General features: G+C 55.9%; 10 protein-coding genes and 7 pseudogenes. 9 read left to right on the top strand and 8 right to left on the bottom strand.

The window, feature by feature from the left end:
- Positions 1–389 precede the first annotated feature (389 nt).
- Positions 390–1,140: pseudogene (locus tag N2599_RS37100) on the top strand (IS6 family transposase).
- A gap of 124 nt (positions 1,141–1,264) precedes the next feature.
- On the top strand, positions 1,265–1,633 hold the full coding sequence (locus N2599_RS37095; RefSeq protein WP_084606787.1) for a winged helix-turn-helix domain-containing protein: 369 nt from the start codon (positions 1,265–1,267) through the stop codon (positions 1,631–1,633).
- Positions 1,634–1,737: 104 nt separating this feature from the next.
- Here the strand turns inward: N2599_RS37095 and N2599_RS37090 are convergent, their stop codons facing one another.
- The gene (locus N2599_RS37090) at positions 1,738–2,895 is read right to left on the bottom strand and encodes an amino acid kinase family protein (protein ID WP_027513931.1); all 1,158 of its coding nucleotides are present in this window, start codon (positions 2,893–2,895) and stop codon (positions 1,738–1,740) included.
- 759 nt (positions 2,896–3,654) lie between these two features.
- Here N2599_RS37090 and N2599_RS37085 point away from each other — a divergent pair.
- Both N2599_RS37085 and N2599_RS37080 read left to right on the top strand, forming a co-directional pair.
- Positions 3,655–4,275: pseudogene (locus tag N2599_RS37085) on the top strand (glutamate synthase subunit alpha); the annotation flags it as partial.
- A gap of 2 nt (positions 4,276–4,277) precedes the next feature.
- Positions 4,278–5,028 (top strand): annotated as a pseudogene (locus N2599_RS37080) (IS6 family transposase).
- A 32-nt stretch (positions 5,029–5,060) separates the two neighbouring features.
- Here the strand turns inward: N2599_RS37080 and N2599_RS37075 are convergent.
- Positions 5,061–5,408, bottom strand: coding sequence for a hypothetical protein (locus tag N2599_RS37075; protein WP_245209346.1), 348 nt, complete (start codon positions 5,406–5,408; stop codon positions 5,061–5,063).
- 551 nt (positions 5,409–5,959) lie between these two features.
- Positions 5,960–7,234: a diaminobutyrate--2-oxoglutarate transaminase gene (gene ectB, locus N2599_RS37070; RefSeq protein WP_027513942.1), complete on the bottom strand. Its 1,275-nt coding sequence runs from the start codon at positions 7,232–7,234 to the stop codon at positions 5,960–5,962.
- A gap of 316 nt (positions 7,235–7,550) precedes the next feature.
- On the opposite strand from ectB, the gene N2599_RS37065 reads away from it, so the two are divergent.
- Positions 7,551–8,740, top strand: a protein-coding gene (locus tag N2599_RS37065) for an IS3 family transposase (RefSeq protein WP_260308666.1) whose coding sequence is annotated in 2 segments (ribosomal slippage) — positions 7,551–7,803 and positions 7,803–8,740 — 1,191 coding nt in all. Because the reading frame shifts where the segments join, the coding sequence is not laid out codon by codon here.
- A 262-nt stretch (positions 8,741–9,002) separates the two neighbouring features.
- Here the strand turns inward: N2599_RS37065 and N2599_RS37060 are convergent.
- Both N2599_RS37060 and N2599_RS37055 read right to left on the bottom strand, forming a co-directional pair.
- A complete protein-coding gene (locus N2599_RS37060) occupies positions 9,003–9,326 on the bottom strand; it encodes a hypothetical protein (protein ID WP_027513772.1) in 324 nt (107 codons plus the stop codon).
- 61 nt (positions 9,327–9,387) lie between these two features.
- Positions 9,388–9,582 carry a hypothetical protein gene (locus tag N2599_RS37055; protein WP_156915386.1) on the bottom strand — a complete coding sequence of 65 codons (195 nt, stop codon included), beginning with the start codon at positions 9,580–9,582 and terminating at the stop codon, positions 9,388–9,390.
- 215 nt (positions 9,583–9,797) lie between these two features.
- On the opposite strand from N2599_RS37055, the pseudogene N2599_RS37050 reads away from it, so the two are divergent.
- From N2599_RS37050 to N2599_RS37040, 3 genes and pseudogenes are all read left to right on the top strand, one after another.
- Positions 9,798–10,193, top strand: a pseudogene (locus N2599_RS37050) (AAA family ATPase); the annotation flags it as partial.
- Positions 10,194–10,328: 135 nt separating this feature from the next.
- Entirely contained in the window at positions 10,329–11,366 is a 1,038-nt protein-coding gene (locus tag N2599_RS37045; RefSeq protein ID WP_027513770.1) for an aspartate-semialdehyde dehydrogenase, read from the top strand.
- Entirely contained in the window at positions 11,363–12,463 is a 1,101-nt protein-coding gene (locus tag N2599_RS37040; protein ID WP_027513769.1) for an amino acid kinase family protein, read from the top strand. Before N2599_RS37045 ends, N2599_RS37040 begins: the two co-directional genes overlap by 4 nt.
- Before the next feature lie 154 nt (positions 12,464–12,617).
- Here N2599_RS37040 and N2599_RS37035 read toward each other — a convergent pair whose 3' ends face one another.
- The 3 genes and pseudogenes from N2599_RS37035 to N2599_RS37025 all read right to left on the bottom strand — a co-directional run.
- Positions 12,618–13,538 (bottom strand): replication protein RepA, encoded by a 921-nt coding sequence (locus N2599_RS37035; RefSeq protein ID WP_051336856.1) that lies wholly within the window; start codon positions 13,536–13,538, stop codon positions 12,618–12,620.
- Positions 13,531–13,985, bottom strand: a pseudogene (locus N2599_RS37030) (alpha-hydroxy-acid oxidizing protein); the annotation flags it as partial. The gene N2599_RS37035 and the pseudogene N2599_RS37030, both read right to left, overlap by 8 nt.
- 298 nt (positions 13,986–14,283) lie before the next feature.
- A pseudogene (locus N2599_RS37025) lies at positions 14,284–14,620 on the bottom strand (IS110 family transposase); the annotation flags it as partial.
- 659 nt (positions 14,621–15,279) lie between these two features.
- Between N2599_RS37025 and N2599_RS37760 the strand changes: the two are divergent.
- Positions 15,280–15,704, top strand: a pseudogene (locus N2599_RS37760) (plasmid partitioning protein RepA); the annotation flags it as partial.
- Positions 15,705–15,874: the final 170 nt, after the last annotated feature.

Genomic DNA, 15,874 nt, shown 5'->3' with positions numbered 1-15,874 from the left:
TAGCGATCTCGTTGAGACAGCTGGATCCGGCGCTGCATCATCCGGCCTGCTGCCACCTTCTTGGACGTAGAAGTTCTGGCATGGTGATCGTCGCCGGGCGGGCCGTCATTCCGGCCGGCGGCCGGCTGTCGGATTGTCACCTTCCAAGCCGCAGGGGCGTTAGGAGCGGGATCGACCGGGATCTTCATCTGACCCGTTTGGTTGCCGGAAGAGGCTTGTATCCAGGACAGGGGCGATGACGCGAGGTCACGGGAAGGGAAGAATAACCAATATGAAGGCATCACAACCGAAACTCTGAAGCGGGAATCTTCTAGACTCCAGCTTCGAGTTGCGAGGGGGCGCGCTATGGCGAACGCGATATCCGTTCCAAGGGAGGTCTCGCGCGGGTGATGTCACGTTGTCAGCGGCTTAACGGTTGTCGGGTAACGGGTTGGGATGAACAGTCCGGCCGTAAGCTACAAGAACCACCGCTTTCCACCGCAGATCATCGCGCGTGCGGTCTGGCTGTATTTTCGGTTCCCTTTGAGCCTGAGGATGGTCGAGGAGATGCTGCTGGAGCGCGGTATCGTCGTCTCCCATGAGACGATCCGGAGATGGGGTCGCAAATTCGGAACGGCTTATGCCAGGCAGTTGTGCAGAAAGAGGCCTTCGCGAAAGGATATCTGGCATCTGGACGAGGTGGTGATTTCCATCGGCGGCCGCAAACATTGGCTCTGGCGTGCCGTTGACCAAGACGGTTACGTTCTCGACGAGATCGTTCAAGCCCGCCGCGATACCCAAGCCGCCAGGCGATTGCTGGTCAGGCTGCTGAAGAAGCAAGGCCTGACGCCGAAGCGGATCGTCACCGACAAATTGCGCTCATATGGTGCTGCAAGACGGGAGGTGATGCCCGCCGTCGAACATCGATCGCACAAGGGCCTGAACAATCGAGCCGAGAATTCTCACGTGCCGCTTCGAAAACGGGAGCGGATGATGCAGGGATTTCGATCCGTCGGCGGCTTGCAACGGTTCATATCGATCTTTTCGGCACTCCGAAATCTCTTCGTCCCCCCGCACCAGAAAAACTCAGCCCTCGCCATCCACATCCATCGGATCCGCGCAATGGCGCAGTGGAAAGCCGTGACCGGCGCAACCGCCTGACGTCTCACACAAGCGCCTTGTTCCGACCTTGATCAAATAACGTGACATCGCCAGTTCAGCAGCACGAGAGGGCGACAAGCTTGACCAGAGAGAGACGAATCATTTAACTAATGACGGAATAAAAATGTCTTTTGACGAAAAACCCGTCAGGATTGATGTTGTGCCGAAATTTAAACTGACAGTCGACCATTCTGCACATGCGGTGTGGGTAGATCACCCGACGGGATCAAAAGTCCTGAATCTGACTCGAATGGAGTTCAAGCTCGTAGATTGTATGGCCCGTCACCCCGGTCGTATGTACGAGCGCGATGAATTGATTGCCTACTGTTGCCCAGAGAGTGAGACGCTCCATCGAACCATTGACTCTCATATGTCCAATCTGAGGTCCGAACTTGCTGCCGCAGGCGCTCGTTGTCTGCTGGTGACTGTCTGGGGATCTGGATATAAGCTGGACATTGAAACCGGCGTGTACTTTGTCTCGCCGCGTGGCTGAGATAATGATCCTATTGGTGGGAAAGGGCGGAAAGCCGAGACCGGAGTTCTGCGGTTAAGTCCATGTTCGCATTTGAATTTAACGGCGGCATGGCGGCATGATTCTTATTGATCAATTCGCCGCGCCGAGTTGCCAAAGAGGGATAGATACTCAGGTGCCTTGTCCGCAATCACAGATGCTTCTCCCATTGCATCGGGATAAATTCGTCGATGGATATCGCGGGCCATTCCAACGGCCTGCTCGTAATCAGCGTACCAATAGATACCTATCACTGGATCATCGAAGTCCGTAACCACAGTTCTTGTTCTAACGGGAGCCGTGGGTGTGCCTTCCAGTGCGAGAACATGCATTGCGTAGTCGATATCAGTTATGATGCAAAGGCAGGGGCTGTGGTCGTCTTCGAGGCAAATCGCACTGATGTTATGTTGATGAAGTACCTCGCGGAGAGAGTCCCTTTTTTTGGCGCTTGCCACCGGCAAAATTGATGCGTCACGAGCCACTATCACGGAACTGGTGTTATGTCCGCAAGCAGTGACGATCGTGCCGGCGACCGCTTCACCGCCCGTAAGCGATTTGCAGTTTATAGTTACCTCGTTCTTCTCCGCATAATCCACGGCCCCGTGGTGAAGCACCTTTGCACCATATCTCGACATCTCGGCAATTCTCCGATAGGCGATCTTTGGGATCAGTTGTGCCTCTGGGACGAGATTAGGATCTGCGGTGTAGACGCCCCGAACATCCGAGTATATTTCACAAGTGTTTTCGCCCAATGTAGATGCAATTGCGACGGCTGAGAGATCAGAGCTGTTCCTGCCGAGAAAAGTCAACTTGCCGGACTGATCGATCCCCTGACCACCTGCAGCAATGACAACGTCATGCTCCTTAAGTGCAGTGAGGATTGGCTTCGGATTCACACAATCTATCGACGCTCGCCTGAAATCCGAATTTGTCTTAATTCCGAGGGTGTAGCCGTTTAATGAGATGACCGATATCCCAAGCCGACTGACTGCAGTCTCCAACATGCAAGCGCTGAACATCTCTCCAGTTGCGAGCGCTGCATCTAGGCTTGATGGCAGTGGATTGCGATCAACGTCGCGCAGAGTATTTTTTAATCTGTCCGTCATTCCAGCCATCGCGCTGACCACGACAACTATCTTGCTCTCGCCTGCTTCCCGACGATCAGCTAGATGCCGAGCAACTGCAATATAGTCTCCGGGCTGCCGAAAACTGGAGCCCCCGAATTTCAAAATGTGTACATTCATGTTCCACTCACTACGTCGTTGGCAATTGCAAGCTGTGCTGTGAGAAGGGCATCGAGTGTGGCTCAGCCCCTGACTTGCTGACAAATAAGAGAGAATGGAATCTTTAGAAACTACCGGGTTTGGTGGGTTACAGTACTAACTGGTCCGGCCATTATCGGTCACATATGGAGCGAGGCGCCTTCGTGATTGTTTCAAAAAATGGATGATTTTTGATGAACCATTGCAGACCATGATACGTTTGCGGTGCCGTTGCAGCCATAAGAAAGAGCGACTGCAACTCTTTTCGATATGATTCGGTTGAACGCTCCAGATCACACGAACATATAGAACGTCTTTGGGGCGTCGCAGCGTCTTGCATCGAAGCTATCTCCACTCCCAACGATCAATTGAGCCACGCTTTGCCGTGTATCTCCTCTTTTGGGCACCCATGCGTGGCCACCCTACCTCACCGTGGAGGTATCGTACTGAGGTGAGAATGTTAGAACAGATTTCACTGAGACATGAGGCCGGAGCGTTGGGCAGTTGTGGGAACGCAGGTCAGCGTTTGGGACCTTACGGGACTACTAATTCTATCGAACCCTACTCGGTTTAGAACACGAATATTCACCGGATGATATTACCTCACCAACACGCTGGTGAGGGACGACCAGAGAGGGGACTCCGATCATGGCACCTAACGTCGGTATGACAGACAAAGCGCTCATGCCCAAGCAGGTTCTCAACCGGAGCCAGCGTCGAGCGATCAACCGGAGCCAGCGTCGAGCGAAGGGCCTCTACGATCCGCGCAACGAACATGATGCCTGCGGCGTCGGCTTCGTCGCGCATATGAAGGGCCAGAAGTCGCACCAGATCGTCAAGGATGGTTTGTTCATTCTCGAGAACCTGACGCATCGCGGCGCCGTCGGCGCCGATCCGCTGATGGGTGACGGCGCCGGGATCCTGGTGCAGATCCCCGACCGGCTTTTCCGCGAGGAGATGACGGGGCCGGGCGTTACCCTGCCGCCGGTCGGCAAATATGGCGTCGGCCATATCTTCATGCCCCGCGATGAAAAGCAGATCGAGCACTTCAAGAAAGTGATCAAGGACGTCATCACCGAAGAAGGTCAGGTCTTCATCGGCTTTCGCGATGTGCCGGTCGACAATTCCTCGCTCTCCAAGGCGCCGGCCATTGCCGAGACCGAGCCGCATCATGTGCAGGTCTTCATCGGCGCCGGCAAGGATGCCGAAAACAACGACGACTTCGAGCGCCGGCTGTTCACGCTGCGCAAGGTGATCTCCAAACGTATCGGCGAGGAGCGCAATTTCTATCTGGTGTCGCTGTCGTCGGCGACGGTGGTCTACAAGGGCATGTTCCTGGCCTATCAGCTCGGCCTCTATTGGTGATGTCACGTTGTCAGCGGCTTAACGGTTGTCGGGTAATGGGTTGGGATGAACAGTCCGGCCGTAAGCTACAAGAACCACCGCTTTCCACCGCAGATCATCGCCCGTGCGGTCTGGCTGTATTTTCGGTTCCCTTTGAGCCTGAGGATGGTCGAGGAGATGCTGCTGGAGCGCGGTATCGTCGTCTCCCATGAGACGATCCGGAGATGGGGTCGCAAATTCGGAACGGCTTATGTCAGGCAGTTGTGCAGAAAGAGGCCTTCGCGAAAGGATATCTGGCATCTGGACGAGGTGGTGATTTCCATCGGCGGCCGCAAACATTGGCTCTGGCGTGCCGTTGACCAAGACGGTTACGTTCTCGACGAGATCGTTCAAGCCCGCCGCGATACCCAAGCCGCCAGGCGATTGCTGGTCAGGCTGCTGAAGAAGCAAGGCCTGACGCCGAAGCGGATCGTCACCGACAAATTGCGCTCATATGGTGCTGCAAGACGGGAGGTGATGCCCGCCGTCGAACATCGATCGCACAAGGGCCTGAACAATCGAGCCGAGAATTCTCACGTGCCGCTTCGAAAACGGGAGCGGATGATGCAGGGATTTCGATCCGTCGGCGGCTTGCAACGGTTCATATCGATCTTTTCGGCACTCCGAAATCTCTTCGTCCCCCCGCACCAGAAAAACTCAGCCCTCGCCATCCACATCCATCGGATCCGCGCAATGGCGCAGTGGAAAGCCGTGACCGGCGCAACCGCCTGACGTCTCACATAAGCGCCTTGTTCCGACCTTGATCAAACAACGTGACATCGCCAGTCAGGATCCTTGAAGCAGGATTTTAGCGACTCGAGGTGCTCTGCAAGGTTCGTGTCAAGTAGATCGTCGAGGCGCATTGCTTGGACATGTGCCACGGTTCCTTCCCTGTCTCGCCCGACAATCCAAAAAGCCTTCCCAGGTAAAAGATCGGAACAGTCTGGACGGAAGTTTGGGTACGTGGGCCGCTTTCCGGGAAGTTTGCTGGTGATCCCCACATATTCCTCAAAGTCTTCGCCCATCGTAATGCTGAGACCGGATCGGCGTGCCAACTCGTTTGTTGCGCAGATATATTTTGATACATCGAGCGTCGTCACGTTTCCGTGCATGTCACTTCTCCTATTCCACCAGTGTTTGCGGCGAAGATCGCTAGAGGGGCATTTCGCCCAACAGATGAGTCGTCTGTTTGGTCACCCCGCCGGCATTGCGGCGTAATCGGACACGCATGCCGCCGCCGTCTACGGCCTATACTCACCGGCAGTCCAATCTCCGCTGCGCTGTCTACCTTCTTCGCAGCCAACGGCGAATATATTCGAGCTTCGCTACTTGGGAGATTGGCAACGGTCATCTGATGATCAATATAAAAGCCGACAGGTTCGCTCATCGTTACCTCCTGAATTTGAGTGAAGCACATGCGGCTTTCGACTAAGCCACGAGTTGGAGCTATTCATCCACCTTACCGCGAGATGCACGACCTTTCTGGACCTTTACGTTCAACATGGCCTACGAGCCAGCTGCGGGCGCCGCCGCTGGCGATGAGCATCTTCTGCTTCAAGTCCGCCACCTCAGTAACATCAGTTTCCGCGACCGTACGCCAACGCGTCTTCGAAGAAAGTTCATGTCTCGCATTGAGCCTCTGTCCGATTTTCGGCTTTTAGAGTCAGACGCTCGCGTGGACAGACAGGTCCAGAATGTCCAGACCACGCTGAAGCATTTGCGCATCGATTGTCAGAGGTGGAAGAAACTTGATAACTTGGTCCTCTGCACCGCATCTCTCTACCACAAGCCCCTCATCAAAGGCTTTGCGAACGATCCTTTCGGCCACGTTGCCTACAGCGCAGTCGAGCGCCAGCATCAGGCCTCTTCCGCGGACGGATAGATTGTGATTTTGGGTGCTTTGCGCTATCTGCCGCAGGCGCTCGCTCATGATGCTTCCTTTTTCCATGACATCGTCAGATAGATTTTCATTCGCCCAGAACTTTCTCAAAGCGCCCGTCGCTGTCACGAGCGCAAGGTTGTTGCCTCGGAACGTCCCGATGTGCTCTGCCGGCTGCCATACGTCCAACTCGGGCTTGAGCAGCAAAAGGGACAGCGGCAGCCCGATGCCACTCAGCGACTTCGAGAGAACGATTATGTCGGGCGATATACCGGCGAACTCAAAGCTGAAGAAACTGCCCGTTCTCCCACATCCTGCTTGAATGTCGTCAACGATGAGGAGAATGTCGTTCTTTCTGCAAATTCGCTCGACCGACCGCAGCCACTTGTCGCTCGCGACGTTTATGCCCCCCTCGCCTTGAACGGTTTCCAAAATGATGGCTGCTGGCAGATCTATGCCGCTGCTTCCATCCGAAAGCACTTCGTCCAGGTATTCCGACGTGTCTCTATCTGGCCCAAAGTAGCCGTCATAGGGCATGAATACGGCGCCGGATGGAGGAAGGCCTGCCGCATCGCGGTAGTAACGATTACCCGTCACGGCAAGCGCGCCCAGGCTCACTCCATGAAAGCCGTTGGTGAATGAAATTATGCTATGCCGTCCAGTGACCTTGCGTGCGAGCTTCAAGGCAGCCTCTACGGCATTGGCGCCGGTCGGACCAGGGAATTGAAATTTATATTTCAAACCACGCGAGCGTAAAATCGTGGCATTAAAATACTCCATAAACTGTCGTTTAGCTGACGTAGCCATGTCCAATCCATGGATTATTGCACTCGATTTCGCGTATTCCACCATAGCATTTATCAAGTCGGGATCGTTGTGACCGTAGTTGAGAGCGCCCGCGCCGGAGAGAAAGTCGATGTATTTGCAACCCTTCTCGTCCTCGATAATGGCTCCGCCGGCCCTCCTGAAAACGGTAGGAAAGGACCGCGAATACGACCTCACGTTCGATTCGAGGTTTTCGAACACAGAAAGCGAGTTGGTGTTGTTGTTAGGGAACACGATCTTACTCCTTTTTGACCGCTGCAAGTTCGGTCTGCTGTCCAAGCTAGGGTCCGATCGGAATTCCGGCTCGGCTCAACGGTGATGACTTGCAACCTTCGTCGTCGGCCCATTTCTTTCAAGTTTCGTGCCAGTCAGCTTCTTTATAGACGACCCATATTATTCACCTGCTATGCTAGCTATTTAGGCGCCCAAATATGGGGCCGAGAAATGCAGGCATGTCGCTGAACCCGCAAATTGTCGTGACAATGTGACCTGCCACTGCGAATTTCCTCCAGAATGGATTTAGAGTTCCGGCCTATTAAAGGACGGACGCATGAAGAAGCAGAGATTTTCGGAAGAGCAGATTATTGCCGTGCTGAAGGAGCAAGAGGCTGGCGCGAAGGCAGCCGACCTCTGCCGCAAACACGGGATTTCAGAAGCAACGTTTTATAACTGGAAGGCCAAATACGGGGGCATGGAGGTCTCTGAGGCGAAGCGGCTGAAGGCGCTTGAGGACGAGAATGCCAAGCTGAAAAAGCTGCTCGCCGAGCAGATGCTGGATGCAGCCGCTCTTCGGGAGCTTCTATCAAAAAAATGGTAGGGCCTGCCGCCAAGCGTGACGCCGTCACGCATCTGAAGACCGTCATGGGTCTTTCGGAACGGCGGGCCTGCCAGATTATATCCGCCGACCGCAAGACGATCCGCTATCGGTCCTGCCGACCGCTGGAGGTTGAATTGCGAGCGAAACTACGCGAGTTGGCCAGTGAGCGAAGACGCTTCGGCTACCGGCGGCTATTCGTCCTGCTTCGGCGGGACGGAGAGCCATCCGGCGTCAACCGCATCTACCGGCTGTATCGCGAGGAAGGTCTTTCGGTCCGCAAGCGGAAAGCCCGGCGGCGTGCTGTTGGCACCCGTGCGCCGATCCTGGTCGAAGCGAAGGCCAATGCCCGCTGGTCATTGGATTTCGTCCACGATCAGCTTGCCTGCGGCAGACGCTTCCGCGTTCTCAACGTCGTCGATGATGTGACGCGCGAATGCCTGGCGGCGATCCCGGACACATCTATCTCCGGTCGTCGTGTGGCGCGAGAACTGACAGCGCTGATCGAACGGCGTGGCAAACCGGGCATGATCGTCTCCGACAACGGCACGGAATTCACGTCGAATGCCATCCTTGCCTGGTCGAAAGATCACAAGGTCGAGTGGCATTACATCGCGCCGGGCAAACCGATGCAGAACGGCTATGTCGAGAGTTTCAACGGCCGCATGCGCGACGAGTTGCTCAACGAGAGCCTGTTCTTCGGCCTCGATCATGCTCGCAGCGCCATCGCTGAATGGGCCGAAGATTATAACAATTTCCGGCCACACTCATCGCTCGGATATCAAACCCCGGCAGACTATGCCGGGTCCATCGCCGCAACCGGCTCCAACGCTGCGCAAGATGAAAGCTTCGCGTTTCCGCCGGTTTCTACCACCCCGCCACTTGGCGTATTCAAAACCGCCGGGGCTCTAACCGCCGCTGGATGAAAGATTAGTGGCAGGTCAAATGTCGTACATCGTGTCTCCATGCATGGGTGGCGCTTTTGGCGTCCGGATCTGATTGCGGTTTTTTCGCCTGCCTGGAAGTGACCACGGCTTGTCTTTGCCAGCCTCTGCGGGCCGTCAAAGGTGTGATGGCTCAGGCTCGGCATTAACGATCGAGCGCACCAAGCCGGGCCATTCGCAACAGGTTGTGCTTAAAATCTTTCGGACGCTCCCCAAGCAGCGCAAAGATGTTCCGCTTTCCACCCTACAGCTCCGCGCGAACTGCTTCGTGACACTTGTACTCGGCTAGTGTCTTCAGCAATTGCGCCAGCAGGGGCTGCTTCACTTCGTCTGGGACGGGCAGCCCCTTTACCAAAGTCACAGCCATTTTGACCAACTCCACTGCCACCTCGTTGTTGCCGATCTCATGGAAGAAGTGGGCCATGGCATCATAGTATTCCGCCCTTGAATAGGCATCTTCCCGCTGACACAGTGTCAGGCTGTGCTCAGACAGCTCCTTGCCCATCGACAAGCGTTTACCAAAAGGAAATCGCGAGTAATCATGCGATGAGTCAAAGAGTTGGTACATCGCTCCAAGAAGCCAGGCTTTTGAGTCCTTCTCATTGCAAGGCGGACAAATTTGCGGAGCATCAGCCAGCCGCCTCCATGTCTTGCAATTCGTCAAGCAGCGTGTCCGCATATAACTCGAACAGGTAGAGGCTTTCCGGCGTGACACTGACGCCATCTTCAAGGGCCGACAGTGCCGTCTTCCAATCCTTAGCCTCTATCGCCGCCCAGATGCGAGCGATCAATGATTGTTCAGGGTGACAATCCATTGCCGACATTGTCATCACCTTTGTCGGTTACGTGACAAGCGTTCCTGTTCTCAATCCCGTATTTTACGCCCCCATAACTGGAATCGCAGCGAATTATTGTTCGTCATCTCAATCGGCCTGCTTGGCACGAATCTTGAAAGCTATTGCTAGGCAGCGGAACGGCCTCCGCATTCGCGTTGCGAGATAACCGCGCATTGCCTCGAACACATGAAGGAACGCCAAACATGGCAGCTCTGCGTCAGATTGCATTTTATGGAAAGGGCGGAATTGGCAAGTCCACTACGTCCCAAAACGCGCTAGCCGCCCTTGTGGACCACGGGCAGAAGATCCTCATCGTCGGCTGTGACCCGAAGGCTGACTCTACGCGCCTGATCTTGAACTCGAAGGCCCAGGATACGGTTCTTGATCTCGCAGCAACGAGAGGTTCGGTTGAAGATCTTGAACTCGAAGACGTGCTCAAGGTCGGCTATAAAGGTATCAAATGCGTGGAGTCTGGCGGCCCGGAGCCAGGCGTCGGGTGCGCGGGACGCGGCGTTATCGCGTCGATCAACTTTCTCGAAGAGAACGGCGCCTACAACGATGTCGACTACGTGTCTTATGACGTGCTCGGTGACGGTGTGCGGCATGTGGTCGACCTCGGAGCATGTAAACCCGCCGCCGAGTTCGACACTCTTCGGTTACACCCTCAGGCGGCCGCAGCGAGCTTTCAATAATGAAGCCAAGATCCAACCACGAGCTTCTAAATGAGGATACCCATGAGAGCATTAGATATTTCTATCGTTGGAGCAACCGGGGCGGTCGGAACGGCCCTGATCCAGTTATTGGAAAAAAGCAAGATTGCGATCGATCGACTGAGGCTGTTCGCCTCCAGTTCGAGTGCGCGTCAACTTAAGTTTCGAGATCAAACATACCCGGTTGAGGCACTCCGCGACATCGGCGATATCGGTGATATCAAAACCGACCTTGCATTCTTCTCTGCAGGCGACGACGTCAGCGCCGTATGGGGGCCCCGGTTCGCATCCCAAGGAGCCTTGGTGATTGATAACTCGAATGCCTTTCGAATGAAGCCTGACGTACCCCTCATCGTACCACAAGTTAACGCGTGCTCACTGACGGTTCGTCCACCGTCTGGAATAGTAGCAAATCCAAACTGCTCCACAATACAGCTAGTTCGGGCACTGCGACCGTTGATAGCGACGTTCGGCGTTCAGCAGATTCTTTTGGCTACCTATCAAGCCGCGTCAGGAGTGGGCCTGCGCGGGATTAACGAGCTAGAAGACGGTGCCGAAGCCTGGCTCGAGGGGAGCACCGGACCCGCTGCGGAGAGCTTCCCTGTCCATCTTGCATTCAATGTCATACCTCAGATCGGAGAGATTTCCCGTGAAGGCGTGGCTCTTGAGGAACGCAAGCTGGTTCAAGAGTCACGGAAGATCTTCGGTATGCCTCATCTGCAGTTAACCGCCACCTGCGTTAGAGTGCCGGTAAAGACGGGTCATTCCGAGGCGGTATACCTCGAGTTCGACGATCATGTTCGACTAGAACAGGTCCGTGAGCTCCTGGCAAATGAACCAGGTGTTCGACTTTATGCTGACGAAATTCGCGACGGATATCCAACGCCGCGCTATCTGGGAGATCCTGCAGATGTTCACGTCGGACGGGTCCGAGTTAATCCCGAGAATCCGCGCAGGCTGTGGATGTGGGTGGTAGCCGACAACATTCAGGTTGGGGCGGCACTCAACGCACTCCTCATCGCACAGCTTGCGATCGCCAACAATTTGATCGGTGAATCATGAAGACGACTATTGTCAAATTCGGGGGCTCGAGTTTTCGAGACCCTTGTCATTATGCCCGAGTTGCTCGGCATTTAGCTGAGCTGCGCGCTGAAGGAGGAAACAAGATTGTTGCCGTGGTCAGCGCAATGTCTGGAATGACCGACGAGCTGAAATCAACCGTGCTTGGCGTCAATAGGGAAGCAACACCATCGAATCTCGATGCGACACTTGCTATCGGCGAGATGCTGAGTGCCTGCCTGTTGGATGCTGCAGTTAGTTGCCTTGGGATTCCCGTAACGTCTTTGAACGGCTATGCCATCGGAATACGCACTAATTCGGACTTCGGTCGCGCGTCAGTTGAAAGCGTCGATCCTCAGCCGATCAGGGCTGCACTTCAGGAGCATGACATTGTCGTTGTCGCTGGTGGTCAGGCAATTGATCAGTCGGGCAGACTAACGTTTCTCGGCAGAAACAGCTCCGATCTGACAGCAGTCGTGATCGCCGCTATGTTGGGAGAGCAAACGTGCGAAATATATTCGGATGTTAAGGGCGTCTACACGGCGGATCCTCATCTTGTATCAGGGGCACGATTAATCCCGAAGATTGGGTATGGGACAATCGAGCAGATGTCGCGGCAGGGCGCAAAGGTGCTGCACCATAGGGCGGTGGATTATGCTAAAAAGCACGCAGTTACCATAGTCTGCAAAGCACTGACTAGTGACGGAGCGGCGACGGGCACGATCATCACAGGCCACGGATACTCCGGTTCCGTGACAGTAGCACGCGACACAGCAGTATTAGCTGTCGCGAGTGTTGCAGAACGCGACACTCTCCTTATGCTTCTTGATCAACACGATATTAGCTCGATATGCTTTGAAGAGGACGGTAGGCCCTGCCTTTGCATCATAACCGACATCGATTTCGCGATGCGCCTTGTCGCAGCGGCAGGCACGCGCGCCGTCGCCATCGGATCAAAGGTCGTGGTGACCGAGCTTAACGGCGCGATGTCGCGCGTCCACCTTCACGTTGACTACGAGAGCGCCATGGCACATGCGCAAACCATCCACGAACAAATGCATCCTGCAGCCGTTGGCGATCTTGTGATTGAGAACGACTGAACAGCGCCACAGGCGACGCCCAAATGGAGGCGGCGGCGAAGTCGCTTGATCTGGCCATCGACCCAGGGATGCTTCGACTTGGTAGCGGGTGATCGCTAGCGGCGATCGCCTGTTCCACCGCTCTGATAACCCTGGCGAGTTCAACATGCAGTCTTCATCGCAGGGACAGGGCGCGGACAGACGCGACCGGTGAATTCGGAAAGGGTTGTAGGTTCCGGACCGGCTCTTTCCCGTTGTTGTGGACGAGGCCACCAAGCCAGAAGTATATATCCAGTTTGCGCGCGCTGCCTTGTAAGGCACGCGCAACGTGCACGTTGACCGGCAGAGTATGGCGCTGCAGGTTCTCGAACATCACGCTGCTAAACGTGACTGTAGACCGCCAGCGGGATTCCGGGTGGCTATCCGTCGATAGCCACATATCGATGTCCTCGATCAGGAAAAACTGATTAGCCTTCATCTTGTCGGGCTCGGTTGAGCTGATGCGTATGGAGCAATGGGCCAGGGCATTCAGCTGCTCCTTGCACGCAGTCAACGGCCCTTTTTTTCCCCCACTGTCGGAGAAGCCCATTTCGCGTACGAAGGCCGTGAAAGTGTCGGCGATTTCGACCGTCGGCGATTTCTGGCGGATGGCCTCGGAGCATAGGTGCATCAGGATCAATCGGGCCTTGGGGCCGAATGGCAGGGTATAGTCAAGCCATGCCCCATCAGGACCCAGGCTACTCCCCGCCTGCACCATAATCCCCATGTTGCCCTGCTTGCGCCTAAACTCGCGCAGATCGATCGGTGGGCGCGCATAAGGCAAGCCACAGATCGCAAGCACGCTATGAAGGTGACGAATATCCGCAGGTCGCGGATGTTCTTGTAGAAAATGGTCATGGGTCAGGGCACGGCGCCGTTTCTCACGCGGCATGGCGCTCAGTTCGACCTCGCGCGCTGCACTTTCCGCGTTGCGGGCCACCTGCTCGGCGATGATCTGGCGGACTTCGACTTCGCGAACAGCAGGGAGCTTGAAACGGCTTGCGTCGCGAAGCCGTTTTCTAAGATCGGCATCCTTGACGATCGATGTCTCAGGCATGGGATTGCAGACATGTCGAGGACAACAAGCGCGCCTGACGCAACGCCGCCAGATCAGCCGAGCCGGTGCAGAAGCAGGCGACCGCCAACTGGCGGATGACGATCCGGAAATGCCCAACAACCGCCTCGGTGGACACCGTTGCCGCGCCCAGCACGCCGGCCGCCTGCCCGGCGATGTCCGCGCCCAGACGGATGGCCCTGGCCACGTCCACGCCATCGCGGATCCCGCCCGGCGCGATCAGCTCCACCGTTGGCAGCACCCGACGCACCGCCTGCACGCTAGCCGGGGTCGGGATCCCCCAGTCGGCGAACGCCATCGCCACTGCACGGTCGGCGTCATCGCGGGCGCGCTCGCCCTCCACCGCGGCCCAACTGGTGCCGCCGGCACCGGCCACATCGATCACCGCCACGCCCGCCTCACGAGCGCACGGGCCACCGAGGCGGATAGGAGCGTCATATAATGCAACATAAAAGACCTCGTGACGAGTTTTCTGACGTGTGACGTGTTTTTGCCGCCTACATACATTTCCTGTGCCAGTCAACAGTCAACAAGCACTTTGCCACGCCAGCAAATTTACGGGCTCCATCGGAGCAGGGATTTCGTCAGCTTTTGGAACAATGGCCCTCAATAACGTCTGCCCTGCTCGCTTGAGATTCCATCGAGGGTGGGTAGCGACCTGCACAAGCACAGACGGCGTGCGTCAGTGATCGAGGCGGCTAGACGCGCCGTGCTTGAGCATGAAGGCCCAGACCGTCGTGCGCTCGCCGGCCCTCAATAGCCGGGCGAGCGCAAGCAAGTCTCGCGATTCGTGACGCGGTCGCCAGGCTTTCTCGCGATCGGCGACGGAGCGACAACCAGGCAGTCATGGCCCCGCGACTTGATGAGCTGGTGGAGGCCGGAACCCGTGGGGCCGGCCTCGTAGCAGCAATGCATGTGATCAAACTTTGCGGCTATACGCTGGATAATGCGGCGCATACTGGCATCCGATGCCTCAACCTCTCTCGGTTCCGGCCAGATTCAGCCATCGCATTCTTCAGCTTGGCAACATCGATTCCGACAAAAGCGTTTCTATAATCTGCCACGGCTCGTCCTCCTGTCGTGAAGATCGGCCCTGAGATTACACACATCAACGAAGTGTTGCTGAATACCCCGCTTAGGCTCACTGAAAGCGGCTTCATTTTGCAGCCGGCCGACCCTGACGTACTGGAAACCGCATCTCGCTGAAAAAAGTGTAGGCGGTGCGCCTACTTAGCTCCGCAGACTTGGTCGCACCTATTTATAGAATCAAAACACCACAAAACATTTCAAAACATATTTCTAAAATCTCAAAACAGGGATTTTCAAATTATTGAGAAGATTTTTGACAGGCTCAGAGCCTCCAGGAGAGCGTTTCGAGGAGCTGACGAGGCATTGGCAAGAGCTATCAAAAACGCTCCTGAGGGCCATGGTAGGGCCGGAGCAATGCAGCCGCCAATCCTTAACGGTCATCAGTTCCTCAGCCTGTATCGTGGCAGTGAGTGAATCACGCTATCAAGGCCGTGGCTGCGGCTTCCCGGGTGGTTCCTCGCGTGTGGCCCCCAGGATCTCGACCACCCCCCGCCGTCGAAGGGCCTGCTCCGATGGAGCCCATAAGTTTGTTGGGGCGGCAAAGTGTTTGTTGACGGTTATTGGCACAGGCAATTGATTTACTCCCCGACGGGATAGACACGTCGCATATTCGGAAACCGTCATGATGCCACTTATGCTGCATTTCAAAAATTACCGCTCTCAAACGGATGCGTCGGGGCGCATCCAGCGCCATGGCAAAGAACTCTAGGATCGCATACGCGCGCGGGGCGCAGCTCTCATATTTTCATTTCCAGACGACATGACCTTGCGCTCGTACTCCTTGGGCGAGGTCGCCGAGATTCTCGGTGAGTCGGACAGTTATCTGCATCAGTTGTAATTGATGGGCCGGGGCCAACACCGGAGCCGCGACGCTCCTATACGCTTCGACAGATCAGCGAACTCCGTGCTTATCTCGCTTCAGCCCGTCCGAAAGAGGCTCGGAAGTTTTGCCCGCGGAGGCGCGATGGTGAGAAACTACAGATCATTCTCAGTAGCCGCCTGCCGGCAAGAACCACTACATCGTTCGATCTGACCCAGGGCCTTGCACATTCCGCGTTCCTGGCGCACGAACACTGTGGAGAACAAGACATGGCCTCTGGCCCCGTCGATCAAAGTGCAGCGCTGGCTGCGCGGCGATCCGCTTTCCAATTTCCAGCTCGGCAAGATATCCATCCTCGATTTCTTTTTCGACTACCTGCGAAGCTTGCGGGCCGGCGCTGGCCCGCCTG

It is taken from the genome of Rhizobium sullae (assembly GCF_025200715.1).
GTDB lineage: Bacteria > Pseudomonadota > Alphaproteobacteria > Rhizobiales > Rhizobiaceae > Rhizobium > Rhizobium sullae.
This window is presented reverse-complemented; position numbering and strand designations above follow the sequence as displayed.